The 26240-nt window shown below is 42.7% G+C and carries 25 protein-coding genes, 1 tRNA gene and 1 rRNA gene; 26 read left to right on the plus strand and 1 reads right to left on the minus strand.

All coding sequences use genetic code 11. The features are described 5' to 3' along the window. The first annotated feature begins 25 nt into the window (after positions 1-25). From spoVT to CSV61_RS14935, 11 genes are all read left to right on the plus strand, one after another. Complete coding sequence (gene spoVT / locus CSV61_RS14890; protein ID WP_083034524.1) at positions 26-562, plus strand: stage V sporulation protein T; 537 nt, start codon at positions 26-28, stop codon at positions 560-562. Positions 563-1137: 575 nt separating this feature from the next. After that, a complete protein-coding gene (locus CSV61_RS14895; protein ID WP_099639864.1) occupies positions 1138-2343 on the plus strand; it encodes an NAD(P)-dependent malic enzyme in 1206 nt (401 codons plus the stop codon). Between the two features lie 55 nt (positions 2344-2398). After that, entirely contained in the window at positions 2399-2524 is a 126-nt protein-coding gene (locus CSV61_RS17275) for a hypothetical protein (RefSeq protein ID WP_255408212.1), read from the plus strand. A gap of 341 nt (positions 2525-2865) precedes the next feature. Then, a complete protein-coding gene (gene ytaF, locus CSV61_RS14900; RefSeq protein ID WP_099639865.1) occupies positions 2866-3459 on the plus strand; it encodes a sporulation membrane protein YtaF in 594 nt (197 codons plus the stop codon). Between the two features lie 51 nt (positions 3460-3510). Continuing rightward, entirely contained in the window at positions 3511-5103 is a 1593-nt protein-coding gene (locus CSV61_RS14905; RefSeq protein WP_099639866.1) for a putative polysaccharide biosynthesis protein, read from the plus strand. A 5-nt stretch (positions 5104-5108) separates the two neighbouring features. Further along, entirely contained in the window at positions 5109-6569 is a 1461-nt protein-coding gene (yabN, locus tag CSV61_RS14910) for a bifunctional methyltransferase/pyrophosphohydrolase YabN (protein ID WP_099639867.1), read from the plus strand. Then, the gene (locus CSV61_RS14915; protein WP_083034529.1) at positions 6566-6856 is read left to right on the plus strand and encodes an RNA-binding S4 domain-containing protein; all 291 of its coding nucleotides are present in this window, start codon (positions 6566-6568) and stop codon (positions 6854-6856) included. The genes yabN and CSV61_RS14915 overlap by 4 nt, the downstream gene beginning before the upstream one ends. A 163-nt stretch (positions 6857-7019) precedes the next feature. Continuing rightward, on the plus strand, positions 7020-7316 hold the full coding sequence (gene yabP, locus CSV61_RS14920; protein ID WP_083034530.1) for a sporulation protein YabP: 297 nt from the start codon (positions 7020-7022) through the stop codon (positions 7314-7316). Next, entirely contained in the window at positions 7313-7798 is a 486-nt protein-coding gene (yabQ, locus tag CSV61_RS14925; RefSeq protein ID WP_099639868.1) for a spore cortex biosynthesis protein YabQ, read from the plus strand. Before yabP ends, yabQ begins: the two co-directional genes overlap by 4 nt. Positions 7799-7826: 28 nt before the next feature. Continuing rightward, positions 7827-8240: an FtsB family cell division protein gene (locus CSV61_RS14930; RefSeq protein WP_083034532.1), complete on the plus strand. Its 414-nt coding sequence runs from the start codon at positions 7827-7829 to the stop codon at positions 8238-8240. A 121-nt stretch (positions 8241-8361) separates the two neighbouring features. Then, positions 8362-8787: a S1 domain-containing RNA-binding protein gene (locus CSV61_RS14935; RefSeq protein ID WP_029054887.1), complete on the plus strand. Its 426-nt coding sequence runs from the start codon at positions 8362-8364 to the stop codon at positions 8785-8787. A 509-nt stretch (positions 8788-9296) separates the two neighbouring features. On the opposite strand, the gene CSV61_RS14940 is transcribed toward CSV61_RS14935, so the two are convergent. After that, positions 9297-9370: transfer RNA gene (locus CSV61_RS14940), tRNA-Met, on the minus strand. A 208-nt stretch (positions 9371-9578) separates the two neighbouring features. Between CSV61_RS14940 and CSV61_RS14945 the strand changes: the two genes are divergently transcribed. From CSV61_RS14945 to CSV61_RS15015, 15 genes are all read left to right on the plus strand, one after another. After that, the gene (locus CSV61_RS14945; protein ID WP_099639869.1) at positions 9579-11978 is read left to right on the plus strand and encodes a SpoIIE family protein phosphatase; all 2400 of its coding nucleotides are present in this window, start codon (positions 9579-9581) and stop codon (positions 11976-11978) included. Positions 11979-12013: 35 nt separating this feature from the next. After that, the gene (tilS, locus tag CSV61_RS14950; protein WP_158233865.1) at positions 12014-13423 is read left to right on the plus strand and encodes a tRNA lysidine(34) synthetase TilS; all 1410 of its coding nucleotides are present in this window, start codon (positions 12014-12016) and stop codon (positions 13421-13423) included. Positions 13424-13442: 19 nt separating this feature from the next. Then, positions 13443-13985, plus strand: a complete 543-nt coding sequence (gene hpt, locus CSV61_RS14955) for a hypoxanthine phosphoribosyltransferase (RefSeq protein WP_083034535.1) — start codon at positions 13443-13445, stop codon at positions 13983-13985. A gap of 131 nt (positions 13986-14116) precedes the next feature. Further along, positions 14117-16132 carry an ATP-dependent zinc metalloprotease FtsH gene (gene ftsH, locus CSV61_RS14960; RefSeq protein ID WP_099639871.1) on the plus strand — a complete coding sequence of 672 codons (2016 nt, stop codon included), beginning with the start codon at positions 14117-14119 and terminating at the stop codon, positions 16130-16132. 139 nt (positions 16133-16271) lie between these two features. Further along, on the plus strand, positions 16272-17036 hold the full coding sequence (locus tag CSV61_RS14965; RefSeq protein WP_083034537.1) for a type III pantothenate kinase: 765 nt from the start codon (positions 16272-16274) through the stop codon (positions 17034-17036). A gap of 12 nt (positions 17037-17048) precedes the next feature. Further along, positions 17049-17918 carry an Hsp33 family molecular chaperone HslO gene (hslO, locus tag CSV61_RS14970; protein WP_099639872.1) on the plus strand — a complete coding sequence of 290 codons (870 nt, stop codon included), beginning with the start codon at positions 17049-17051 and terminating at the stop codon, positions 17916-17918. Between the two features lie 299 nt (positions 17919-18217). Continuing rightward, positions 18218-19144 carry a cysteine synthase A gene (cysK, locus tag CSV61_RS14975; protein WP_099639873.1) on the plus strand — a complete coding sequence of 309 codons (927 nt, stop codon included), beginning with the start codon at positions 18218-18220 and terminating at the stop codon, positions 19142-19144. A gap of 231 nt (positions 19145-19375) precedes the next feature. Further along, positions 19376-20014, plus strand: coding sequence for a peroxiredoxin family protein (locus CSV61_RS14980; protein WP_099639874.1), 639 nt, complete (start codon positions 19376-19378; stop codon positions 20012-20014). 26 nt (positions 20015-20040) lie between these two features. Continuing rightward, positions 20041-21471 carry an anthranilate synthase component I family protein gene (locus CSV61_RS14985; RefSeq protein WP_099639875.1) on the plus strand — a complete coding sequence of 477 codons (1431 nt, stop codon included), beginning with the start codon at positions 20041-20043 and terminating at the stop codon, positions 21469-21471. Then, positions 21468-22319, plus strand: a complete 852-nt coding sequence (gene pabC / locus CSV61_RS14990; protein WP_099639876.1) for an aminodeoxychorismate lyase — start codon at positions 21468-21470, stop codon at positions 22317-22319. Before CSV61_RS14985 ends, pabC begins: the two co-directional genes overlap by 4 nt. Before the next feature lie 2 nt (positions 22320-22321). Further along, the gene (folP, locus tag CSV61_RS14995) at positions 22322-23173 is read left to right on the plus strand and encodes a dihydropteroate synthase (protein WP_099639877.1); all 852 of its coding nucleotides are present in this window, start codon (positions 22322-22324) and stop codon (positions 23171-23173) included. 21 nt (positions 23174-23194) lie between these two features. Next, positions 23195-23563, plus strand: coding sequence for a dihydroneopterin aldolase (folB, locus tag CSV61_RS15000; protein ID WP_083034544.1), 369 nt, complete (start codon positions 23195-23197; stop codon positions 23561-23563). Continuing rightward, complete coding sequence (gene folK / locus CSV61_RS15005; RefSeq protein WP_099639878.1) at positions 23560-24069, plus strand: 2-amino-4-hydroxy-6-hydroxymethyldihydropteridine diphosphokinase; 510 nt, start codon at positions 23560-23562, stop codon at positions 24067-24069. The genes folB and folK overlap by 4 nt, the downstream gene beginning before the upstream one ends. Positions 24070-24235: 166 nt before the next feature. Beyond that, positions 24236-25726, plus strand: coding sequence for a lysine--tRNA ligase (lysS, locus tag CSV61_RS15010; RefSeq protein ID WP_099639879.1), 1491 nt, complete (start codon positions 24236-24238; stop codon positions 25724-25726). Between the two features lie 381 nt (positions 25727-26107). Beyond that, positions 26108-26240: ribosomal RNA gene (locus CSV61_RS15015) — 16S ribosomal RNA — on the plus strand; the annotation flags it as partial.

Consider the following 26240-nt stretch of genomic DNA (forward strand, 5'->3'; position numbering starts at 1 on the left):
ATTTCGAGAAAGTGAGGCATTATACATGAAGGCAACGGGTATCGTCCGCAGAATTGATGACTTGGGAAGAGTAGTTATACCAAAAGAAATTAGAAGGACGCTTCGCATTCGTGAGGGGGACCCTCTGGAGATATTCACTGATCGAGAAGGGGAAGTCATTTTAAAGAAGTATTCACCTATTTCAGAGCTTGGCGAATTTGCTATGGAATATGCAGAATCACTTTATGAAACGATTGGTACTCCTGCGCTGATTAGTGACCGCGATGAAATGCTAGCGGTAGCAGGTCTTGCCAAGAAAGACTATATGAATCGACAGTTGGCACCGATATGCGAAGAAATCCTTAACGGCCGATCGACTGTCATCGAGAAGCATGAGAAGACGGTAGAATGGGTACCAGGTCAAGTAGAGCAGGTTAAATCTTATTGTGTTGTACCGGTTATCACAAACGGTGACGCAATCGGTGCAATCTATTTGCTATCAAAAGTTCATTTTGTTGGAGAAGTCGAGCAAAAAGCAGCGGAGACAGCAGCTAATTTCTTGGCAAAACAGATGGAAAGTTAATTGGATTTACTAAATGTATTAAATTTTTTACCTAAAACTCACAGTAGACTCATCTACTGTGAGTTTTTTGATGTGTAATTTATTATGAATTTAAAACGACGTGCTATTTTTACATGGATGACCAATAAAGAAATTTTATTTAACCTAAAAATTGTAAGAAATCCAACAGCCGCACTTACATATAATTACTTTTTAAGTGTATTTATGTTAATAGCATTTCAATATTTTTCTTCATTTAAAAAGTGAAATATTTCACATACTATCGTCATATCCTGATTTTTTGAAACGTTTTTCTTTACGTGAAACTTTTCACAAAACCCCTTAGTGAAGGGCTTCACAAGACGTAATTTAAAAAGTGAAAGGTTTCACATACTACGAAAAAGCATAAAAGTCAAAACTTTTTTAAAAATATTTAAAGGCTCTGTAAAACCCGAGATAGAAGTAATGTAACCGCTTACGAATTTACAATTTTTAGAGTAGACAGAAAATTATTACTTGTATTTACTTTGCATTTACGCTTATAATCACTACCAACACGAATGAACAATAAAAAACCAGACAGGGAGAGCGATATTATGAACAGGAATTACAAATCCTCTTTACACATGCATCAAATTCACAATGGAAAAATGGAAGTTGTTTCGAAAGTGCCGTTAGAAAATAAAGAGGATTTAAGTTTGGCGTACTCACCAGGAGTTGCTGAACCTTGTGTAGAAATCGCTCGAGACCCATCTCTTGCATATGAATATACAATCAAAGGGAATTTGGTAGCGGTTGTGACAGATGGTACGGCTGTACTTGGACTCGGAGATATCGGGCCTGAAGCCTCATTGCCAGTAATGGAGGGAAAGGCTTTACTGTTGAAGCAATTCGCAGGAATTGACGCATTCCCGATATGTCTAGATACAAAAGATGTGGACGAAATTGTCAATATCGTAAAAGCAATGAGTCCGACATTCGGAGCTATAAACCTTGAAGATATTTCTGCTCCTCGTTGTTTCGAAATTGAACGGAGATTACGTGAAGAATGTAGTATCCCGATCTTCCACGATGATCAGCATGGTACAGCAATTGTAGTAGGCGCGGGATTACTTAACGCATTAAAGGTAGTTGGAAAAGAAAAAGAAGAAGTGAAAATTGTTTTGAACGGTGCAGGTGCTGCTGGAATTGCGATTACGAAACTATTATTGAATATGGGCTTCGAAAACATTATTATGTGTGATTCAAAAGGTATTATTTATGAGGGCCGCGAGAATGCGATGAATGACATTAAGCATGAAATGTCACGCATCACGAACCTCAATAAAATTGAAGGTTCCTTAGCTGAAGCAATGAAGGGCGCAGACGTATTTGTCGGTGTATCTGTTGCGAACTTGCTGACGAAGGAATTGATTGCATCGATGAATACAGATCCAATCGTATTTGGACTGGCGAATCCAATGCCAGAGTTGAAGCCTGAATTGGCAGACGAGTATGGAGTGCGTATTATTGCAACAGGCCGCTCTGACTATCCTAACCAAGTCAACAATGTCTTGGCATTCCCTGGAATCTTCCGTGGAGCACTAGACGTTAGAGCAACAGAGATCAACGAAGAGATGAAACTTGCCGCGACATACGCGATTGCAGATTTGATCAATGATGAAGATCTACGTGATGATTACATCATTCCAGATCCATTTGATGACCGTATCCCGACAATCGTTGCACATGCAGTAGGAAAAGCTGCAATACGCTCGGGCGTGTCCGTTTCAAAGGAACTGATTTTGCCTAACCCCAGATGAAGATGAATAATGGAACGTCTTTCCTATCAGGTATAGGGGAGGCGTTTTTTTATTTATGAAACGAGTGAATGAAGTGAACGAAGCACAGTTCGACATTCAAGGTACACGCATTGTTATAGGTCTGCGGATTATTTATGAGAGCGTAGTACCGGCGCTCATAAATCTCTCCAAGCGCTCATAATTCAAAGTTAACCGCTCTATGGTGCCTGACTTCCGCTCTATCAACATACGCAGGCGCTCTATCAGACTCCGCAAGCGATCATACTTACGCGGCAACCGCTCAATGTGTTTGAAATTATGTCTAATCTGGACCTTAACTAAGTAAAAACGAATCTTACATTCAACCAATAACTTCAATGAGGTCCAAGCCACGCCTACCGGAATGCGTCCCACTCTGAAGTGGAAATTATAAACTAATCTCCCCTCGCTCATTGGAGAGATTAGTTCTGCGCCTAGCGCACACACGCCACCCTCATTGTGCACGTATAGTATGATAAAACCAAATAGGCTGGAGGAAGCGGAATGACTTGGCTACTGATCGTAGGCTTTGCAATTTCATCTAGCATAGACAACTTTGGAGTCGGACTATCTTACGGGGTACAGCGAGTCCGTATTCCATTCATGTCGAATGCACTCATTGCGGTAATTTGTTTTATCTTTAGTTTGATCGGCATCATCTCCGGTGCATGGCTGGCCGAAATGCTACCAGGCATACTCCCTGATCTCATAGCGTTTGCTGTACTAAGCGTCATTGGGATACGCATCATGATAATCGCCTTTCGTCAACCAAGAAAACCTCAAGCGAATGTGTTCAGTGAACCGGAAAAAATGGATTTTGACGGATCTTCACATATTAGTTTGGGGGAAGCATTACTACTCGGTATTGCGCTTTCTGCGAATGCATTAACGAACGGTGTCGGAGCAGGTCTTTTGGCGTTGTCACCAATCGCAATCGCATTATCGGCGGCTGTTGGTAGTTATATAACATTGTCTATTGGTGTAGGACTAGGTGCGAAACTAGCAGGTGTCCAAATTGGTAAGATGTCACTAGGTCAGTTCGGAACATTCATGAGTGGTGTCATAATTTTATTGATTGCGGTCACACGTCTACTTTGACATGATGGGATGGTATACTAGAAATCATTATCGAATGAAAGAGGCGCATATATGGCGTTGACTAAATGGAATATGAAGTCGTTTATGAAAGGTGCATCGATTTTAACTATTGCCGCCATCATCGTCAAAGTGCTGAGTGCGGTCTATCGTGTACCATTTCAAAACTTAGTTGGAGATAAAGGATTCTATATTTACCAGCAAGTATATCCGTTCATCGGAATATTTATTGTTTGGACGTCTTCAGGTTTTGCTGTCGCGGTATCTAAGTTGCTTGCGGAAAGCAAAGGTCCTGGGGAGTCGCGCGGGATCTTACGCGTGTCACTCATTTACCTTCTCGTTTTATCGGTAGGAGTTTTTCTCCTCTTACGTTCAAGTTCATCTTTTTTTGCTGAATTAATGGGTGACAACGCATTAGCACCTGTTTTGCAAACCGGTTCATATATCGTTCTTGTGCTACCGTTTCTGGCTGTACTGAAGGGTGTTTTTCAATCGGAAGGGCAAATGATACCTGTAGCCATTTCAAACGTCTCAGAGCAGTTGTTCAGAGTAATTATTGTGCTAACAGGTACGTGGATGGCGATACGTGCGGGCATATCGCTTTATACAATAGGTGAAATTACAATGTGGGCAGCGATTGTCGGTGAAGTGATAGGCGTCTTAATCCTGGTATGGTTTTTCCTACAACGGGAAAGGATGCCGGTAGATACTGTAAAGTCATGGCAAGTGATTAAAGATCTGACTAAAATTAGCATCGGCGTTAGTGCAAGTTCATTAATTTTATTAGTATTCCAATTGGTGGATTCATTCACAATCTATAAAGCATTAATTGAAGCAGGTGCAATGAGTGAGGCTGCGATGGAAATGAAAGGCGTCTATGATAGGGGGCAGCCACTTGCGCAAATGGGTATTTTACTTGCATCTACGTTGGCGTTAGCGCTCGTGCCGTTAATAGCGCATCATGCAACCAAAAATGATGGACAAGGCGCGTTACCGTTCATTAGTTTGACGTTCCGGACGTCTATCTTATTCGGCTGGGCTGCAACGATAGGGTTAGTTCTGATACTGCCTTTCGTCAATGAAATGCTGTTTCAAACACGAACAGGATCTGTCGCGCTGATCATTTTCTGTATCCAGATTTTCTGGTTGTCGATTATTTTGCCACTGACGGCTATCCTTCAAGGGAGTGGAAAAGTGCGTGCGCCGTTGCTATTCATGTTGCTTGGCGTCGTAATAAAACTGTTGACTACACCACTGATGGTTCGACAGTATGGTATTGAAGGTGCAGCCGTATCAGGCGCTACTGCGTTCGCGGTGGTTGCTGTATTATTAATTATGTATTTTAAGAGACTTTGGAAGTTTCCATTGGCTCCGCGACATTTTTACACTGTGCTGATTAGCGCAGGCGTTGCAATGGCAGGGGTATTAATTCCCTGGATGCTTTTTGCGGACTATTGGCTGTTTGACGGCTTACCCTCACGCGCCAGTTCAACGTTAACTGCATTGTCAGCTGTTGCAATTGGGGCAATCATATTCCTTTTTGTCATCTTGAAATCACGTATAATGAAAGAAAAAGAGTGGTACTTACTACCTTTTGGAAAACGATTGGCGACCGCTCAACTATGGCTAACTAAAAATAGAAGGTGAATTATGTGAATAAAATAACTGTTATTGGGCTTGGTGCAGGTGATGTAGAACAATTGTCGCTAGGCACGTACCGATTATTGAAACAAGCGGATCATCTCTACATTCGTACGGAAGAACATCCAGTCGTTACAGATTTACGTGTGGAAGGATTAAAAATGGAAAGCTTTGATTCAATTTACGAAGCAAATGATGCATTTGAAGACGTCTACCAACAAATCGTCGATACACTCCTTGAACTAAGTACGCAACAGCCGATTACATACGCTGTGCCGGGTCACCCACTTGTAGCGGAACGTACGGTGCAACTCTTAATTGAAAAAGAGCGGGCGGGTGAGGTTGAACTTCATATCGCGGGTGGTAGTAGCTTTTTGGATCCGATTTTTACAGCGCTACGTATAGATCCGATTGAAGGATTCCAATTACTTGATGGCACGGACTTGAAACGTGATGACGTGCGCATGGATCAGCACATACTAATTGGACAAGTCTATGATGCATTCGTTGCTTCTGACGTGAAATTGTCTTTAATGGAGAAATATCCTGATCATCATGTTGTAACCATCGTTACGTCAGCAGGTTCACAAGATGAGAAACTGACCGAAATACCACTATTTGAGCTTGACCGTACAGTGACGTTGAATAATTTAACGACTGTCTATGTACCACCGCTGCTAGATCACGAACAACGACTGAAAGAATGGAGTTCATTCAGGGACATCATTGCTACGTTACGTGGACCCGCTGGTTGCCCTTGGGATCGCGAGCAAACGCATGAATCATTGAAGCGCTATTTGATCGAAGAATCTTTCGAGTTGATCCAAGCCATCGATGAAGAAGATGACAACGCAATCATAGAAGAACTAGGAGATGTTTTACTGCAAGTCTTCCTGCATGCGCAAATCGGAGAAGACAATGGATATTTCTCCATGGAAGACGTACTCGAGGTCGTCGGCTCCAAAATGATTCGACGACATCCACATGTATTTGCGCAAACGCAAGCCGACACAACGGAAGAAGTGTTGACGAACTGGCAAGCAATTAAGGACCAGGAAAAAACGAAACCATCTACCTTATTAGAAGGGCAAGAACGTTTGGCATCCTCTTTGTTGACATCTTATAATTATCAAAAGACTGCAGCCAAAGTAGGATTTGACTGGCCGTCCATCGAAGGAGCCTTCGATAAGTTCCAGGAAGAGTGGCAGGAGTTTCAAGCCGAAGTGGAAAATGGCGGGCCGGAGCAACAGTTAGACGAACTTGGAGACGTACTATTCACTATCGTTAACATTGCAAGATACCTGAAGATCTCACCAGAAGAGGCCATGTGGCACACCAACGAAAAATTCAAGACTCGTTTCCAGTTCGTGGAGCAGTCCGTGAAACAAGGAAGCGGAAAATTTGAAGACTATACATTAGATGAACTAGAAGAGTTCTGGCAACAGGCCAAACGAAAGGAAGAATCCAAATGAGGCTCGATAAATTTTTGAAAGTATCACGCTTTATCAAACGCCGTACGCTTGCGAAGCAAGTGGCCGAGCAAGGCAGAATTACGATTAATGGAAAAATAGCTAAGGCATCGTCGGTCGTTAAACCAGGTGATGAGCTGTCAATTCGCTTCGGTCAGAAGATTGTTCATGCTACGGTAAATGAGTTGAAAGCATCGACTAAAAAGGAAGATGCAGCAGGTATGTACACGATCACTAGCGAAGAACGGTTAGAGAAGGTAGAACCTGAGTTTGTGGATGACGAAGAGTAAAGCTTATTAACGAGGAGACAGCCTGATATCAGGTTGTCTTTTTTAATAGATAAGCTAAAGGGGGTAGGATGAAGGATTTGCATTTCGATTTAAAAGCGACTTGTCATGTTTGGCCAAGCCTCTGCATAGAATATGGGGAACGTACTAGAGAAGGGGGACGCATATGCAGATTCAAACAGACAGCTCGATGTATACTATTCCATCAGGAGACCATGTAGTAACGATGCGCAATCGCAAAAGAATGGACCTCACATCCGTAAAAACGATCGACCGCTTTGACCAGGAGGAATTTCTCGTTAGAACATCGCTAGGCGTATTGCAAATTCGTGGGGAGGAACTGCGTATTGTACATCTAGATGTGGACAAGGGCTTACTCACGCTTGAAGGTACCGTCCAAACACTTCAATACGATGATGAAGAAGCAGGCTCACGCAGTTTCCTCCATAAATTATTCGGATGAGTTTATCCGTCCAGTTCTTCAGTCTATTGGCGATGATCGGGACAGGAATTGCTGCTGGAATTGTAATGGATTTATTCGGAACTATTGTCGCTGCGTGCGGCAATCGTTCGTTCATTAGAAGATGGGCATTCTGGTTGGAATGCCTTATCTGGATTGCGCTGGGAATAGTATCGTTTTGGGTATTAATTATGGTACGCGACGGGGCATGGAGAATGTATGACCCCGTAGCACAGGTTAGTGGCTTGTTATTGTATGCCACGGTCTTTCATCATCCCGTTAGAATCATAGGTAGACTACTGTTACTTGTGGTGCTTAGGCCGATTTGGCTCATCATTCGTCTTGTCTACCTATTGAATCAACGCATTTTCTATTTAATTTTCTCTATTCTGTCACTAATTACTTCACCGGTTATAAGATTAGTAAAGAACGTAGGGAAATTCCTTCAAAATAAATGCAGAGTACTATATAATAGATTACATTAGTAGATTACGGCAGAAAGGTGTGTGCGCCATGAAAAAAACACAGAAGCCCTCAACAAAGAATGTAACATCAATCGATACAGACTATGTGCGCTCCATGCAAAAAAAAGAAAATTTTAAAAAAGCACAACAAAAACGTCTGCGTAATCGGTTGGCTGTATTTTTTGTTATCGTTTGTGTCGTTGCTGGAAGTTTATTCAATATGAATGCTGGACAGAAAGAAATTTTGGCTGCCAAACATAAGGAAAAAGCCGAAGCAACAGCGACACTAGAGGATTTGAAGGAACAGCAAGAGCAACTAAATAGGCAGTTAATTCGTTTGGATGATGATGAGTATATTGCTAAACTTGCACGCAAAGAATACTTTTTGTCTGAGTCCGATGAGATCATTTTTTCCATCCCTGATAAGAAAAAGGAGTCAGAAAAAGACATAATAAAAGAGTAGTCATGTTGACACTCTTTTTTTGTTGGCTATAATATAGGTAGGAGCCTGTAAAATACAGGCACTGCCAATATGGTTGATAGGCTTACGAGCCGCTTAAAACTTAAGGAGGAGCATTTTTTTTATGTCAATTGAAGTAGGCAGCAAGTTAGAAGGTAAAGTAACCGGGATCACAAATTTTGGGGCATTTGTTGAATTGCCAAGCGGATCCACAGGATTAGTCCATATTAGTGAAGTAGCTGACAATTATGTCAAAGATATTAATGATCATTTAAAAGTCGGCGATATGGTTGAAGTCAAAGTAATGAATGTGGGATCTGACGGTAAAATCGGTCTTTCCATCCGTAAGGCTAAACCTGAGTCAGAACAACGTCCACAGCGTCCACAACGTCCAACTAGACCTCGTCAAGGAAGCAAACCGAGCTTTGAACGACCAGAGAATTTTGAACAGAAGATGGCAAAATTCATGAAGGACAGCGAAGAACGTCTAACTACCTTAAAGAGAGCGACAGAGTCCAAGCGTGGCGGTCGTGGAGCCAGAAGAGGATAACTTGCTGACTGATTCAACTGTAAACTAAAATCAGATGACATCCTATACGTATGTTCCGCACTATGGAGCATGCGTTTTTTTGTGCCGAAAATTCGAGAGGCAAAAGTTAGGAACTCTTGATTCATGTAACAGCTCAGCGTTCGATAGGTTGTTTAGTACTAAAATTAGTGAGTATTCATCTTCCCAGCGCGAGCTCGTAGGGGATTGCCTCTAGCCTAGAGTCCTGGTTCTAATACGAGGAAGCTCAGCAACATCGCGAGAGCCTTCCACACGCACCGAAGTGGGACAATGAAATTTCTCACCTATACTGCCAGTAAAACAACAACCTCCTGAACAAATAGGAAAAGAAAGAGTACATATAAGAACCACAACCCAACGCCGCTTATTACGCACTATTAATAAAACAGTAATCAAACCAGGTCTTAACGAATGTTAAAATCCACTATTTGGATCATTCTTCCCGACAAAAAAACCTCTGCCTAAGCAAGAGGGTTTTTGTATTTCTATTATAGCGGCGGAGGGATTCGAACCCACGACCTTTCGGGTATGAACCGAATGCTCTAGCCAACTGAGCTACACCGCCAAGATATACGCTCGTTAAGATTATACAATTCCCAACGCAACGTCTCTTATCATACTAGGCATTTGAAAAACTGTCAACAACTCTTTTGCTAAAAAATAAACATACGGAATACGTCGAAATGTTTTGTGAATATGCCGCCACGAACAGACAAAATTTCTCGCAAGTCCCATGTATAGTTTTATGTAAGAGAACATAGGGGGTATGGGAAATGAAAATGATTGACAATATGGAAAGACCAATTGTGCAAATGTTCAGGGCGTACTGGCAAGAACTGATGAATCGGAAAGTATACTTACTAACTGCTCTTCTTTTCTTAGTGGGATCATTCTTTCTTTCGCAAGCGGTAGTATTTGATATGGCTGTACCATTCTTCTTGCCGATCTGGGCATTGGCCAGTATGCGTTACCGTCAACACATGATCTATGTATTCATAGGGGGTATGGCCGGCAGCGCGTTTCTTGGGGTAGGACAAGCTGTCATTCATTTAGCACAATTGTTACTGTTTCATTCAATCATTAAAATTCCAGTTGTGAAGAGATCTGTTCCAATCGCTGTGGCGGGAGCAATGATTATTCCGCAATTAGTCTGGCAACTTGTAAAGTATGGCGACGGGATGTTGCCTTTAGCGATTCAATTGTCGATAGGGTTAGAAGCATTGCTTGCATTGTTCATGACGATTTTCATGTTGTTAGCTTTTCCTTCTATAGAAAGGATGCTGTATGGACCATGGAATCCTGAGCAGATCAGCGCGATGTGTATTGTGGGAGCGCTTGCAGCTACCGGGATGGGAGGATTCCAAATTGGTACGGTATCTGTTGCTGGAGTGTTCTTATTTTTAGCGATATTTGTAGCTGCCGTAGTAGGGGGAGTACCGTTCGCTACAACTGTCGGTATGATTATCGCGTTAATTATAGGTGTATCGGAATTATCCTTTACGGGCATGATGGCGTTATATGGTATGACGGGTTTGCTAGCGGGTTCGCTGAAACGCTTTGGGAAGCTTGGAGTCATCACCGGCAGTGTCTTTGTTTCGCTCTTTTTCCTTCTATATGATGCGACACTGCCTCTGGATACCGTTCACTTTTCCACGGTTGGTGCCGCGGCCCTACTGTTACTATTAATTCCTTCACGCAAATTAAGCCAAATACGACAAGTTTTATTGCCGAAACAAGAAGGAATATCCGAAAAACGACAGCAATGGCTGGCGGATAAACTAGACGGTCAATTGGCAGAGTTCCAACAATTTGCTCACTTTATGTCAACGCTCGTGAATGATCGTCTGTCTCCTGAAGAGGAAGTAGCAGCGACAAGTCAAGTGCCGTCTATTTGTCAATCTTGTTTTCGTTACCGAAAGTGTTGGGAGAGCGAAGAGGACAGTATAGAACCATTAATTGATGAATGGGAAACTACCTATTCAGCAACGAAAAAGGCGGCTCGTGTTCGAGTTGAACAGCAGATGAAGTATAAATGTCTACGTTTTAAGGGACTAATGAATGAATTGGAGGAGAGAGGAGCTAACAAGTTATTGATGGGGCAGTTACAACACGGGAGAAAAATGTTAGCCCTGCAATTGCGCGATATGAGTACGCATATTGAAAAAGTCATGAGAGAGGTAAAGGAAGACCTCACTACGTATAAGTTGGCTGAAGAAGAGTTGGCGAATCGTTTACAATCACAAGCAATAGAGTTTTTCCAAATAGATATATTATCGGAAGAACGGGGTGCCTGCAGAATTGTGATTTCTGTCCCGGAAAAGAAGGCAGATTTTGAAGCGGAAACAACGGTTGGAGAATATTTACTACTGCCGATCTTGGAGCAAATGTACGAAGAGCCGATGTATATTTCAAAATCGACTTATCAGCCGTTCCCTTTTCCGCATGTGCAATTAACCTTTAGTTCAGCCGTTCGTTTTTCACTGGAATATGATATTGTCACAACAGCAGGAAAAGGATCGTTTAACGGTGGTGATGCGTATGAGTTATTCAAGATTCATGACGGTTTGTCAGCCGTGCTGTTATCGGACGGAATGGGACAAGATATCAATGCATACCACGAAAGTAGGAAAGTAATCCGTCTAATGAGAGAATGCTTGGGTCAAAAAATGGACCCTGAAACTGCTATCCATACATTGCATTATATGATGGCATTGAATGGATTAGACGATATGTATGCAACGCTCGACTTGGCATTAATTGATTTGCAGGAAGGGCGACTGTGGTCGTGGAAAGCTGGTTCGATGAGTACTTACATTAAAAGAAGCGATGAGTGTATCCGGTTAGACAGCAAAACTGTACCATTTGGCTTTTTACCATCATTTTCAATAGAGGCGAAGAATGAAAAGCTAAAGTCAGGTGATATTGTCGTTATGACGACGGACGGAATATTTAATGGAGATGTACCGCTTGATATCCAAGAAGACGTAATGAATCAAACGATAGAACGTTTTAAAGACATGGATTGCCGGACGATTGCCGATCAAGTAATGATGGAGATGGAGCGGGTATTTGAGTCGGTAGAAGATGATCGTACGATTCTTGTAATGAAAGTTGGCCATATTGTGCCAAAATGGTCAAAGGCTAATAAGCAACCTCGAATCATTTCTAGCTAAACAATGTTAGAATGGAGAGAGGAGGGAGATGGATCATGAGAAGTTTGCAGCAAAAAGTATTGAAGTTTATCGACAAGCAAACGTTGATTCCTCCCGGCTCTCGTGTATTAGTCGCGTGTTCGGGTGGTGTGGATTCCATGGCACTGCTTCACTTTCTTGCGACGCATCAGCAATCTCTGGTCATTGAAGTGGCGGCCATCCATGTAGATCATATGTTACGTGGAGTTGAATCTGCTGAAGATGCGTCTGTTGTGAAGCAGCTGTGCAAGGAATTCGGGCTACCCTTTTATTCTGAACAAGTACCTATTCCGGCTATCTTAGAAAGCCAGGGCGGTAATATGCAGCAAGTGTGTCGGCAACAGCGTTATGCGCGGTTCGAACAAACGATGGCAAATGAGCAGTTTACTGTTCTCGCGACAGCTCATCATGCTGATGACCAACTGGAGACAGTGCTGATCCAATTAAGCAAAGGGCAATCATTAAATGGTATGCCGATCCAGCGGTCGTCCCATACTGGGAAAATCATACGTCCATTCCTCCCGTTAAAAAAGAGTGAATTGTACACGTATGCATCACATCACAAAATAACGTTCCGAGAAGATCCGAGTAATCAGCAAGATAATTATCTGCGCAATCGTATGCGACATCACGTACTACCCATCTTAATAGACGAAAATCCATCCGTCGCGATCAACACAGTCCGACAAACAGAACAACAGCAAGCAGATGAAAATTTGCTGAAAGAGCTAGCCGATCAACATTGGCGAGCGATTGTCACGTATACGGATGAGCAGCTTCCCTCTTTTCAACGGGAGGCATTTCTTGCTATTCCCTACGCTTTACAAAAGCGCGTGATTCAACTACTATTAAAATGTCTAACTAACCCAGCAACAGAGAACGCTGAGTGGCATTTTGCATTAGTAGATGAACTGTTACACCACATTACAGACTCGGCTGGGAATGTCACAATTGATTTGGCGTATGGCTATCGGTTTGTCAGGGAATATGATAAACTGCTAATTACAAAATGGGATATAGATCCAGCATCTCTTCGTCCAAAAGTACTTGCGAAAGGTATTTGGCATACGTGGGGAAATCTTCAGTTTTACTGGCATCATGCCAACGTGTATAGAATTGAAGAGCTCTTACCGTCAGATGAGATCAGGTATTTCCAATTACCTGAGTCAGAACTTCCGCTAACTGTACGGCTTCGGATGACCGGAGACAGAATGTTACTTAAAGGAATGTCCGAGAAGAAACGTGTAAAGCGGATATTGATTGATGAAAAGATTGGAATTAGGCAAAGGCAACAGCAACCTGTCATTACGACAGCAAGTGGTACTGTATGTGCAGTGCCTGGTGTACGGTATAGTGAGATGTTTTCACACCGCCAACTAGAAGGCGATTCATACATATGGATTACGCGAGAAGGCGAGACAAGATAAAATAGAGGGGGACGGGCCGATGATCGCGCAAGATATCGAGCATGTTTTAATTTCAGAAGAGCAACTAGAAGAGAAAGTCCGAGAACTCGGAGCAGTATTAACTGAGGAGTATCGTGAAAAATTCCCCTTGGCGGTAGGTGTACTTAAAGGTGCATTGCCATTCATGAGTGACTTGATCAAACGCATCGATACGTATATCGAATTGGACTTCATGGACGTTTCAAGTTATGGAAATGCGACGGTTTCTTCGGGCGAAGTAAAAATCATTAAAGATTTGAACACTAGCATTGAAGGGCGCGATGTACTGATCATTGAAGACATCATCGACAGCGGAAAAACGTTGAATTACTTAGTGGAGCTGTTTAAATACAGAAAGGCTAACTCTATCAAGATTGTTACGTTGTTGGATAAGCCGACAGGACGTAAAGTAGATTTAAAGGCTGACTATGTTGGCTTTGATGTACCAGACGCATTCGTAGTAGGTTACGGATTGGATTATGCAGAGAAGTACCGGAATCTACCATACATTGGTGTGCTAAAAAAAGAAATCTACTCTTTCTGATCAGACTTTAACCTAAAGGGATGCAAGCCTTTTTCATTAATGCATTTCTTTTGTTAAGTAGTGTTAATCTATGCTAAAATTTACAATAGTTTTCTGTTTAGTTTTTGTTGAATGAGATGAGGAGGCTTGGGATGAATCGAATACTTCGATACTTTCTTTTATATGGATTGATCTTCCTAGCAATAATGGGGATTTTCAGTTCGCTTAACAATCCAAATCCGAAGATGAAACCAATTCGGTATGATGAATTCGTCACAGCGCTGGAACAGGGAAAAGTTGAAAATGCAACTTTTCAGCCATTACAGCTAGTGTATGAAGTAAAAGGGGAAATGGCTGGCTACGAGAAAGGTGAAACTTTCGTAACGAACATTCCAGAAAATGACATGGACAGTATCGGTGAAATTGTCAAGACGACAAGTACTGAGATTGACATCCTGCCGCCTAAAGAAACAAGCGCGTGGGTATCGTTCTTTACAGGACTCGTACCATTCATAATTATTATTATCCTTTTCTTCTTCTTGCTGAACCAATCGCAAGGCGGTGGTGGCGGTAAGGTGATGAACTTCGGGAAAAGTAAAGCGAAACTGCAATCAGACGATCGAAAGAAAGTACGTTTCAATGATGTTGCAGGTGCAGATGAGGAAAAAGCTGAGCTCGAAGAAGTCGTGGACTTCTTGAAAGATGCCAGTAAGTTTGTGGAGTTAGGTGCACGGATTCCAAAAGGGATCTTGTTAGTAGGACCTCCAGGTACAGGTAAAACATTACTTGCACGTGCAGTAGCAGGTGAATCAGGCGTACCATTCTTCTCGATTTCAGGTTCTGACTTTGTTGAGATGTTCGTAGGTGTAGGTGCTTCTCGAGTGCGTGATTTATTCGAGAACGCCAAGAAAAACTCACCATGTATCATATTTATTGATGAAATTGATGCAGTTGGACGTCAGCGTGGTGCCGGCTTAGGTGGCGGTCACGATGAGCGTGAGCAAACATTGAATCAACTGCTAGTAGAAATGGATGGATTTGAAGGAAACGAAGGAATTATTATCGTTGCTGCTACAAACCGTCCGGATATTTTGGACCCAGCACTTCTTCGTCCGGGACGTTTTGACCGTCAAATTACGGTTGGTCGTCCAGATGTTAAAGGAAGAGAAGCTGTGTTGAAAGTTCACGCACGTAACAAGCCACTTGATGAAGAGACAGTTGATATGAAAGCTCTTGCTCAACGCACTCCAGGATTCTCTGGTGCAGATCTTGAGAACTTATTGAACGAAGCAGCGCTTGTGGCGGCGAGAAGAAATAAACAGAAAATCGATATGTCCGATATTGATGAAGCGACGGATCGTGTCATTGCAGGTCCTGCGAAAACGAATCGGGTCATCTCGAAAAAGGAACGAAACATTGTTGCGTTCCACGAAGCAGGTCACGTAGTTGTGGGCTTAATGCTGGATGACGCAGAAATTGTCCATAAAGTAACTATCGTGCCTCGTGGGCAGGCTGGCGGGTATGCAGTTATGTTGCCGAAAGAGGATCGTTACTTTATGACAAAACCTGAACTCCTCGATAAAATCGCAGGTCTTCTAGGTGGGCGTGTATCAGAAGAAATTGTGTTAGGTGAAGTATCAACCGGTGCGCATAATGACTTCCAACGTGCTACAGGTATTGCCCGTTCAATGGTTACAGAATACGGAATGAGCGATAAAATTGGTCCAATGCAGTTTGGTCAGACGCAAGGCGGCCAAGTATTCCTTGGACGTGACTTCAACTCTGAGCAAAATTATTCTGAGGCAATCGCATACGAGATTGACTCTGAAATGCAAACAATAATCAAAGAACAATACGAACGAACAAGACAAATTTTGACTGAAAACCGTGATTTGCTTAATCTGATCGCTACGACTTTATTGGAAGTCGAAACATTGGATGCGGAACAAATCAATCACTTGAAAGATCATGGCACATTGCCTGATCGCCCATATGAAAACAACGAGGGTAGCAACGATGTCAAGAAGATTGTAGAAGAACCCCCTGTGGATACTACAACTCCCGATAGCACGGGTGCACCACAAGACCCGTCAATTGGCGACTTGCCAAGTGAAGGTGGAACAGTAGACAAGACGTTGCCATCTATTGATGAAGAACGCAGAGACTAAGCGAACCTAACAGCCGACTGAATACAGTCGGCTGTTTTCTTATGAAAGGGAAGCATGTTCAATACACATTCACAGTATCTGGATGTAAAATTATGATATGATGTACGGGAAAAAGTCAAAGCAAGAGGGGATAACGACTATGTTATTAGTATTAGATACCGGCAACACCAATATTGTGTTAGGTGTATATGAAGGAGATCAACTGAAGCACTACTGGCGGATGGAAACTTATCGACATAAGACGGAGGACGAATACGCCATGCAAGTAAAAGCGATGTTCCAACATGTGGGCCTATCGTTCACTGACATCACCGGCATTATTATTTCTTCTGTAGTGCCACCCGTTATGTTCCCGTTAGAGCAAATGTGTAAAAAGTACTTTAATCAAAAGCCTATGGTCGTTGGACCGGGTGTGAAAACAGGGTTAAATATTAAATATGAAAACCCTCGAGAAGTCGGTGCTGATCGAATCGTCAATGCAGTGGCTGCCATTCGTGAATATGGAAGTCCGCTCATTATTGTAGATTTTGGAACAGCGACTACGTATTGCTATGTCAATGAACACGGAGAATACATGGGAGGCTCTATAGCGCCTGGCATTAAGATCTCTATGGAGGCGTTGTTTGATCGTGCCTCTAAACTTCCGCGCGTTCAGCTCGCTCGGCCGGAGCATGTAGTAGGTAAAAATACGGTTGCAGCTATGCAGTCGGGTATTATATTTGGGTACGTTGGCCAGGTAGAAGGAATTGTCAACCGTATAAAAGAAGGTTCTGATGTAGAACCTACTGTAATCGCAACAGGTGGGATGGCAGATTTAATTGCATCTGAAACCAAGGTGATTGATGTTGTAGATGACTTCCTGACACTTAAAGGATTACATCTAATTTATGAAAGAAATTTGTAGGGAGAGAATAAAATGACAACAGACTATTTAGTAAAAGCGTTGGCCTTTGAGGGACAAATTCGTGCATACGCAGTAAGGTCGACAGAAACGGTAGGAGAAGTTCAACGTCGTCACCAAATGTGGCCGACAGCGACTGCTGCTGTTGGACGTACGATTTCAGCAGCGGTCATGATGGGAGCTATGTTAAAAGGTGATGACAGCATTACGGTGAAAATTCAAGGCGATGGTCCACTAGGTCCGATTGTCGTGGATGCTAACGCAAAAGGGGAAGTTCGTGGTTACGCAACGAATCCACAAACGCACTTGCCGTTAAATGAACAAGGGAAATTAGACGTTCGTGGGGCAGTGGGTACGGAAGGTACGCTGTCTGTCGTAAAGGATCTAGGTTTGAAAGATTACTTTACAGGGCAAGTACCGATTATTTCCGGGGAAATTGCTGAAGATTTCACTCAGTACATGGTAGTGTCTGAACAAGTACCGTCGGCTGTTGCGTTAGGTGTACTCGTTGATCCGGATAATACAGTTAAAGCATCAGGTGGATTTATTCTACAAGTCATGCCAGGAGCTACGGAAGAGACGATTGAATTGCTGGAAGAAAGAATCGCAAACATGACGGCAATTTCTACTATGATTGACAATGGACTGACTCCTGAAGGAATCTTAACAGAAGTACTAGGTCAGGAAAATGTAGAATTTCTCTCTAAAGTAGATGTGAAATTTGATTGTGAATGTTCCAAAGAACGTTTTAGCGAAGCGATTAAAGGACTTGGAGCTGAAGAAATCCAAGCGATGATTGATGAAGATCATGGCGCAGAAGCGCAATGTCACTTCTGTTTGGAGAAGTATCAATTCTCTGAGCAAGAACTGCAAGAATTACTATAATTAGAATCTAAACTACTGACCCGTTACCTATTGCGTTATGCGGTAGCGGGTAATTGAATAATCTATGCAAACTTATGTACTCACTGTAGAAAGCGCTACCAATATCCGTGCAAATATTTTACGCAAAAATGAATGAAGACTTGTATTTACTTCGACAACGGACTCGCTGTTTAATTTGTTTAGTGAGAAAGTGATAAACTGTAATCTTCTGGATGATATTATTGACAAGTGAAATAGAAGGTAGTAACATTAAGTCAATAAAGCATATTAAAATACTAGGTATTAGGAGCGGATGACAAATGAGTAGAGTGGGAAATTCTGTTATTGATTTAGTAGGTAACACACCGTTAGTGAAATTAAATCGTTTAACAGGTGCAGATGACGCAGATGTGTATTTGAAACTAGAATTTTTCAATCCTGGCTCAAGCGTCAAGGACCGTATTGCGCTTGCTATGATCGAAGAAGAAGAGAAAAATGGTAATTTAAAAGATGGTAGTACAATCATCGAACCGACAAGTGGGAACACAGGAATTGGACTTGCGATGATTGCGGCGGCAAAAGGGTATAAATCTGTACTGGTAATGCCTGACACAATGAGTTTAGAGCGACGCAACTTACTTCGCGCATACGGGGCGGATTTAGTCCTCACTCCAGGTGCTGAAGGGATGAAAGGTGCAATCTCGAAAGCTGAGCAACTAGCGGAAGAAAACGGCTGGTTCTTGCCACAACAATTCAATAATGAAGCGAATCCTGAAATACATCGTCTGACAACAGGACCAGAAATCGCTAATGCTCTAGATCAAGTAGATGCATTTATCTCGGGAATTGGTACGGGTGGTACGATTACAGGAGTAGGGCAAGTGTTGAAAGAACGTTTCCCTGGAGTCCGTATCGTAGCGGTAGAGCCGGAAGATTCAGCGGTATTATCTGGAGATAAGCCAGGACCACATAAAATTCAAGGAATCGGTGCGGGATTCGTGCCAGAAGTTTTAGACACGGATATCTATGATGAAATTATCAAAATCTCTAATAATGATGCGTATACGTTTGCGCGTCGAGCGGCTCGCGAAGAGGGGATTCTTGGAGGAGTATCTTCCGGCGCGGCGATTGCGGCTGCGTTGCAAGTGGCAAAGAAGCTTGGTGAAGGTAAAACAGTTGTAGCAATCATCCCATCTAACGGAGAGCGCTACTTAAGCACACCTCTTTATCAGTTTGACGAAGAGTAATAGGCTAAGTATCATGGGAACCCTTTGCTAGCGCTGCGGTGAGTCCGAAATCGTAATTGTATCCATAGCACATATGAAACTGTCACTAGAAGTAGTAAGTTGCTTCTAGCGACAGTTTCTTTTTATATCCAGTAACTAAATAGCGTAATCATCATGCTGTTATCAGTGGGTGAAATTCTGTATAATTAAGATGAACCAAGCTAGTTATACATAGAACAGAGGAGGCTCACTGTGAGTAAAAAGTGGAGCATAATAGTTTCAGTATTAATTGTAATTATCATGGGTACGATTATTTTCTTGTTGAATAAGGAAATTGAAGAAGAAACGGGTGGCCTTCCGGGTTATGAGGACTTGAATATGGAGAGTTTGCCGAAAGATGTGGTAGATCGTTTGCCGGAGGATTGGCAAACTACTACGGACACGGATAAGCCTGGACTTGCGAAGGGAGACTTAGCTCCGGATTTCGAATTGGCTACACTTTCAGGTGATACGGTCAAGTTGTCCGATTATCGTGGCAAGACGGTCATGTTGAACTTCTGGGCATCGTGGTGTCCGCCATGCCGTTCAGAAATGCCGCATATGGAAAACTACTATACAGACAATAAAGAGTCCGACAATATGGAAATACTCGCGGTCAATATGACGAAAACAGAGAAGAACAAGGTGGAGAGTGCGAAAGAATTTGTCGATGAATATAAATTGACGTTCCCGATTTTATTAGATAAGGATAGCGAAGTCATGAAAATGTATCAAATAAAAGTCTATCCGACTTCGTATATCATTAATAAAGAAGGTGTGATTACGGATAAAGTGATGTTGCCGTTAGATGATACGATGATTAAGCAGTTGATAGAAGAAAGCGCAGAGTGAATACTAGAGACGCAGGGGGAACTAGCATGAATACAGTAGCCTATCAGACGGCTTCCATGACAAAAGACGAATTTTTTTATGCCTACCGCCAACTTGCAACAACGGTAGAACGACATGTTTTATTAGAGAGTGGTCGTGGTGGGAAGATGTGTGTGGCGGGACTTGATCCGCTTGTGACGTTCAACGCAACTAAAACGGGTTTACATTTAGAGTGGCGTGATGGTAAAGAAGAGTGGCTGACGGGAGATGATCCGCTAGTCTTGCTGAATGAGTTTATGAGGCGATATAACCTGGAGCATCAAAAAGATCTGCCTGCCTATCAAGGTGGACCGATTGGGATGGTCAGCTACGATTATGTTAGACGTTATGAGACTTTACCGATACTTGCGAAGGAAGACTTGGCGACACCTGACGTATTCTTTTACCTCTTTGATCAATGGGCGGTGTTCGATATAGAGAATAGCGATGTCTATTTTATGACATTGCCTGAGAAGCAGCATGCGTTGGATAATATGGTGAACGAATGGACGGAAGCGTCACAAAAAGGTCTACTGAATCGTCAATTTACTACTGGACAAGCGGTAGATGTGGACGTTACTGAAGAAGATCTACAAGTTTCTGTAACAGGAGAGCAATTCGAGCAAATGGTGCGCGATGTACAGCAATTCATTGATGATGGGGAAGTAGTGCAAGTGAATTTGTCCGTACGTCAATCAAAACCGCTCGAAGCACCTTCCTTATTGATGTATGAAGCACTGCGTTCGTTCAATCCTTCACCTTATATGGCCTATATGGCAGCGCCGAATTTTGAAGTGGTTTCCGGTTCTCCAGAGCTATTGTTGAAAAAGCGCGGAACTGAACTGAGTACACGCCCAATCGGTGGCACGAGAAAACGTGGGATGACGGAAGTGGAAGACCTATCTTTACAGGAAGAGTTGGTGTCGAATGCTAAGGAAATAGGTGAGCACAAGATGCTTGTCGACCTCGAGTGTGCGGATTTTCAAGGGATCTGTCAAGAAGGCACAGTAGAAGTGGATGAATTCATGGTTGTCGAAAAGTATTCGCACGTCATGCATTTAGTATCGAATGTTCGGGGTACTGCGTCTTCTGAAGATTTGGCACCTATTATGCACGGTGTATTCCCTGGTGGCTCAATTACGGGAGATCCTAAATTACGTACGATGGAAATCATCGAAGAATTAGAACCGACACGTAGAGGACTCTACACAGGTTCAATGGGTTGGATTGGTTTCAATGGAGATCTGGAGCTGAATATCACCATTCGTACAGCATTCATTCAAGATGGTATCGTGCATATCCAAGCAGGTGCGGGTTTAGTACCTGATTCGGATCCTGCCGCTGAATATCAAGAGTCTCTAAATAAAGCAAAAGCATTGTGGCAAGCGAAAGAAATGGCGGAATTAGCGACTCATAGAGAAAGTAGGCAACTGCATTGATTTGCTGGGTGAACGGTAAGCAAGTAGTCGCGGAGGAGTTACAAATATCCCCATTTGACCATGGGTTTCTTTACGGGCTAGGTTTTTTTGAAACGTTTCGTACATACGATGGCCATGTATTCCTTTACGAATCGCATATGATTCGCCTGCGGTCAGCATTGGCCGATTATCGTATTGAAATGCGGTATAGTGATGAGGAAATTTTATCGGCTATTTATTCTTTGTATAAGGAGAATGGCTATGAGGATGGGTATTACCGATTGAATGTATCAGCAGGTGTGCATGATATTGGGCTAGCACCTACACAATATGAACAACCAAATGTACTAATCTTCCAGAAAACGCTCCATCTGCCGCCTGTACATACGGAAAAAGATGGCGTTTGGCTTGCAACAACGCGTAATGAACCGGAAAGTGGCATTCGTCATAAGTCACATCAGTATGCGAATAATGTCAAAGGACGTTTAGAATTACCTTCATTGATAGAAACAGAAGGTCTATTTATTACTTCGGACGGCTATGTAGCAGAGGGCATTACATCCAATGTGTTTTGGGTGAAACAAGGCGAGTTGTATACACCTTCCTTGGAAACGGGAATTTTACCTGGCACGACGCGAGCGTTTGTCATTGAAATGGCTGGTGAAATAGGATTACCTATCCATGAAGGCTTGTATATGCAAGATGAACTTGAACGGGCAGAGGAAGTATTTATTACCAATGCGATTCAAGAACTAGTTCCGATCCGCCGGGTAGGAGAAGTAATGTTTTCCGGCAAGGAAGGATCCATCTATCAACGATTGCATGCCGGTTACCAACGAGCTGTCAAGCGAATGAAAGTGAGTGACTAGTAATGGAATTATCTAAAGCGCGTGCATCTTATAAATTGGGTGAAACAACGATCAACTTTACGGAAGAAACGGTAATTATGGGGATATTGAATGTCACGCCGGATTCATTTTCGGATGGCGGAAAGTATGGACAGCGAAACACGGCTCTTGAACATGCACGGAAAATGCTAGCGGACGGTGCAAAAATTATCGACATCGGCGGAGAGTCCACTCGGCCAGGGTATACACCTGTTTCGGTTGAAGAGGAAATAGCGCGAGTTGTACCAACGATTGAGTTACTCACGAAAGAACTTGGCTGTGTAATATCAATTGACACGTCTAAAGCAGCTGTGGCGGAAGCTGCGATTATAGCAGGTGCCAGTATAATTAATGATGTTTGGGGCGCAAAGCGGGAACCAGCGATCGCAGAAGTGGCGGCGCGTTACGGTGTACCGATCATTTTGATGCACAATCGTGAAAATCGTCATTACGAGCTACCATTCATGGAGGCTGTCATAGAAGACTTACAGGAGAGTATTAATATTGCAAAGCTAGCTGGAGTTAGTGAAGAGATGATCTGGTTGGATCCAGGCATCGGCTTCGCAAAAGATTTCGAACAAAATATATTGGCGATGCAAGGGTTGTCTTCAATTGCGAAGCTCGGATATCCCGTTTTGCTTGGTACATCTCGTAAAGGTATGATCGGTAAAGTGCTCGATCTACCTGTGGAAGAGCGTATAGAAGGTACGGGTGCAACGGTTTGTTACGGCATTGAGCATGGTGGACATATTATGCGTGTTCATGATGTAAAAGAAATCTCACGTATGGTCAAGATGATGGATGTATTGACGAAGAAAGCAGCGTACACTGGGTAAGCGATAAAATGGAGGGATTTCATGGATTATATTCATTTGAATGATATGGAGTTTTATGGTTACCACGGTGCATTGCCTGAAGAGAATAAGCTTGGGCAGCGGTTTCGGCTGACGGTTTCGTTGGCGATGGATCTCGCAGAAGCCGGACAAACCGATGATTTATCGAAAACAATGAACTATGCAGAAGTCTATGAAATGTGCAAGAATATCGTGGAAGGGGAAGCGGTTCATTTGATCGAGACAGTAGCTGAAACGGTGGCGGGAACGATCATGACGGACTTTGCGAAAAAGGTAAATGGTGTGCGCGTCGTACTTATAAAGCCGGATCCACCGATTCGTGGGCATTACTCATCCGTTTCCGTGGAAATCACGAGGGGGCGTTTCTCTTGAATGGCGCCTACTTGTCATTAGGGTCGAATATAGGTGATCGACTCGAACATTTACAGCAAGCAGTACAATTGTTAAATGAACACCCTTCTATTAACGTGTTACAAGTGTCTTCCGTATATGAGACTGAGCCTGTCGGATTAACAGAACAAGCGAAGTTTTTGAATATCGTAGTAAGGCTTGAGACTACATTGGAAGCAACGGAATTATTGAGCGCGTGCCAGTCTATTGAAAATAAGCTTGGCAGAATGCGTAAAATACGTTGGGGCCCACGTACGGTAGACTTGGATATTTTGCTTTATAACGAGGAACACATCCAATTGGAGAATTTGATCATTCCACATCTCCGTATGCAAGAGCGGGCATTCGTGCTTGTACCGCTTGTTGAGATTAATGAGGATGTAAAAAATCCTACAACAGGAACACTTTATCGTGAAGAACTAGCGATAAAGGATGACGGAGTGAACCTTTGGAAAAAGGTTGAACAAGTCGAAGAGTTTTTACGATAAGATTGAACGTTGAATGATCAAACTGCTCTATAATAGGGCAGTTTTTTCTATACAATAGAAAGAGATAACTGTTTGTCCTTTTGTTAGCCTTGGAATTTGTGTACAATAGTTGCAGACGACTGATCCTGGGAATAGGGACAGTCAAAGCATGAAGGAGTGAAAGGGAATGTCCAATATGGATGAAATGAATGATCAGCTTTTGGTGAGACGCCAGAAGATGAATGATATACGTGAAGATGGTTTGGATCCGTTCGGTCAGCGTTTTGAACGCACGCACCTGACAAGCGAGATACGCTCTACGTATGAGGAGCAGTCAAAAGAAGAGTTGGAAGAAAACGAGCATGAAGTAACCATTGCTGGTCGTATTATGACAAAGCGTGGAAAAGGTAAAGCTGGATTCGCTCACATTTCAGATCTCGGAGGTCAAATCCAGATTTACGTACGTCAAGACGCTATCGGTGAAGATGCTTACAAGCTGTTTACCTCTGCGGATCTTGGAGACATAGTCGGTGTTCAAGGTATTATTTTCAAAACAAAAGTAGGAGAACTTTCTATTAAAGCAACAAGTTTTACATTCTTAACAAAAGCGTTACGTCCATTGCCTGAGAAGTTCCATGGCCTACAAGACGTAGAACAACGCTATCGTCAGCGCTACCTAGATTTAATATCAACAGAAGGTAGCAAAGAAACATTCATTATGCGTAGTCGAATCATACAATCGATGCGTCATTACTTGGATGGGCAAGGCTTTCTTGAAGTAGAAACACCTATGCTTCATTCAATAGCAGGGGGAGCAGCAGCACGCCCGTTCGTTACACATCACAATACGCTTGATATGACATTGTATATGCGGATTGCTATTGAACTACATCTAAAGCGCCTGATCGTTGGAGGCCTTGAAAAAGTATATGAAATTGGACGTGTATTCCGTAATGAAGGAATGTCCACTCGTCACAACCCTGAATTTACAATGATCGAGTTATATGAAGCTTACGCGGATTACAACGACATCATGGAACTAACAGAAAACCTAGTAGCTCATATCGCACAAGAAGTACTCGGTACGACTACTATCCAGTATGGTGATGATCAAATCGAATTAGCCCCACGTTGGAAGCGACTTCACATGGCAGATGCGGTCAAGGAATATACAGGCGTAGACTTCTGGCAGCAACTGACGAAAGAACAAGCGCATGAACTAGCGAAAGAACATAACGTACAAGTAACTCCTTCTATGGAAGTAGGTCATGTACTGAATGAATTCTTCGAGCAGAAAGTAGAAGAAGAACTTGTCCAGCCGACATTCATCTATGGACATCCGGTAGAAGTATCACCGCTTGCAAAGAAGAATCCGGAAGACCCGCGATATACAGATCGTTTTGAGCTATTTATCGTACGCCGTGAACACGCTAACGCCTTCACCGAGTTAAACGATCCGATCGATCAGCGCGAACGGTTCGAGTCGCAGCTGGTAGAGAAGGAGCAAGGAAACGATGAAGCGCATGAAATGGATGAAGACTTCATTACAGCATTAGAATACGGACTACCTCCAACAGGTGGACTCGGCATTGGAATCGACCGTCTCGTCATGTTGTTGACGAACTCACAATCAATCCGCGATGTGCTGTTATTCCCTCAAATGCGTCCTAAAGACTGATTTGACAGCTCCAATAGCGATATTGGAGCTGTTTTTTATTGCTTAAATCAAGGGATTTAATAGAGTGTAAAAGAAAATCAAAAAGAATTGAAGAAAACACTTGCGTTATTTAGAAACAGGTGGTATATTTATAAAGTTGCTTTTGAAGTTAGCGACTTAGCGAAAAACACAGCGAAAAAGTTTTTCACTAAAAGTGTTGACAACAAAACAGCGAGATGTTATTATAAGAAAGTTGACTCTTACGAGAGACCGACGAAATGAACCTTGAAAACTGAACAGCAAAACGTTAACGAAATACAGTTTATGCATCTAACGATGACATAAACAAAATGAGTATCTTAATTGATGCCAGCAAATGAAACTCGAGCTAATCGAATTTCTCTTATGGAGAGTTTGATCCTGGCTCAGGACGAACGCTGGCGGCATGCCTAATACATGCAAGTCGAGCGAACTGTTGGAAGCTTGCTTCCAACAGTTAGCGGCGGACGGGTGAGTAACACGTGGGCAACCTACC

Source organism: Sporosarcina sp. P3, assembly GCF_002743415.1.
Taxonomy (GTDB): domain Bacteria; phylum Bacillota; class Bacilli; order Bacillales_A; family Planococcaceae; genus Sporosarcina; species Sporosarcina ureae_A.

Bases quoted from the DNA above. Each gene is read 5' to 3' on its own strand.
- yabP (WP_083034530.1), top strand. From the start codon at position 7,020: ATGCAGATTCAAACAGACAGCTCGATGTATACTATTCCATCAGGAGAC.
- CSV61_RS14965 (WP_083034537.1), top strand. From the start codon at position 16,272: ATGTTATTAGTATTAGATACCGGCAACACCAATATTGTGTTAGGTGTA.
- hpt (WP_083034535.1), top strand. From the start codon at position 13,443: ATGATCGCGCAAGATATCGAGCATGTTTTAATTTCAGAAGAGCAACTA.
- tilS (WP_158233865.1), top strand. From the start codon at position 12,014: ATGAGAAGTTTGCAGCAAAAAGTATTGAAGTTTATCGACAAGCAAACG.
- CSV61_RS14895 (WP_099639864.1), top strand. From the start codon at position 1,138: ATGAACAGGAATTACAAATCCTCTTTACACATGCATCAAATTCACAAT.
- yabQ (WP_099639868.1), top strand. From the start codon at position 7,313: ATGAGTTTATCCGTCCAGTTCTTCAGTCTATTGGCGATGATCGGGACA.
- CSV61_RS14935 (WP_029054887.1), top strand. From the start codon at position 8,362: ATGTCAATTGAAGTAGGCAGCAAGTTAGAAGGTAAAGTAACCGGGATC.
- CSV61_RS14905 (WP_099639866.1), top strand. From the start codon at position 3,511: ATGGCGTTGACTAAATGGAATATGAAGTCGTTTATGAAAGGTGCATCG.
- ftsH (WP_099639871.1), top strand. From the start codon at position 14,117: ATGAATCGAATACTTCGATACTTTCTTTTATATGGATTGATCTTCCTA.
- CSV61_RS14930 (WP_083034532.1), top strand. From the start codon at position 7,827: ATGAAAAAAACACAGAAGCCCTCAACAAAGAATGTAACATCAATCGAT.
- CSV61_RS14985 (WP_099639875.1), top strand. From the start codon at position 20,041: ATGAATACAGTAGCCTATCAGACGGCTTCCATGACAAAAGACGAATTT.
- folP (WP_099639877.1), top strand. From the start codon at position 22,322: ATGGAATTATCTAAAGCGCGTGCATCTTATAAATTGGGTGAAACAACG.
- CSV61_RS14915 (WP_083034529.1), top strand. From the start codon at position 6,566: ATGAGGCTCGATAAATTTTTGAAAGTATCACGCTTTATCAAACGCCGT.
- CSV61_RS17275 (WP_255408212.1), top strand. From the start codon at position 2,399: ATGAAACGAGTGAATGAAGTGAACGAAGCACAGTTCGACATTCAAGGT.
- spoVT (WP_083034524.1), top strand. From the start codon at position 26: ATGAAGGCAACGGGTATCGTCCGCAGAATTGATGACTTGGGAAGAGTA.
- ytaF (WP_099639865.1), top strand. From the start codon at position 2,866: ATGACTTGGCTACTGATCGTAGGCTTTGCAATTTCATCTAGCATAGAC.
- cysK (WP_099639873.1), top strand. From the start codon at position 18,218: ATGAGTAGAGTGGGAAATTCTGTTATTGATTTAGTAGGTAACACACCG.
- lysS (WP_099639879.1), top strand. From the start codon at position 24,236: ATGTCCAATATGGATGAAATGAATGATCAGCTTTTGGTGAGACGCCAG.
- CSV61_RS14945 (WP_099639869.1), top strand. From the start codon at position 9,579: ATGAAAATGATTGACAATATGGAAAGACCAATTGTGCAAATGTTCAGG.
- folB (WP_083034544.1), top strand. From the start codon at position 23,195: ATGGATTATATTCATTTGAATGATATGGAGTTTTATGGTTACCACGGT.
- hslO (WP_099639872.1), top strand. From the start codon at position 17,049: ATGACAACAGACTATTTAGTAAAAGCGTTGGCCTTTGAGGGACAAATT.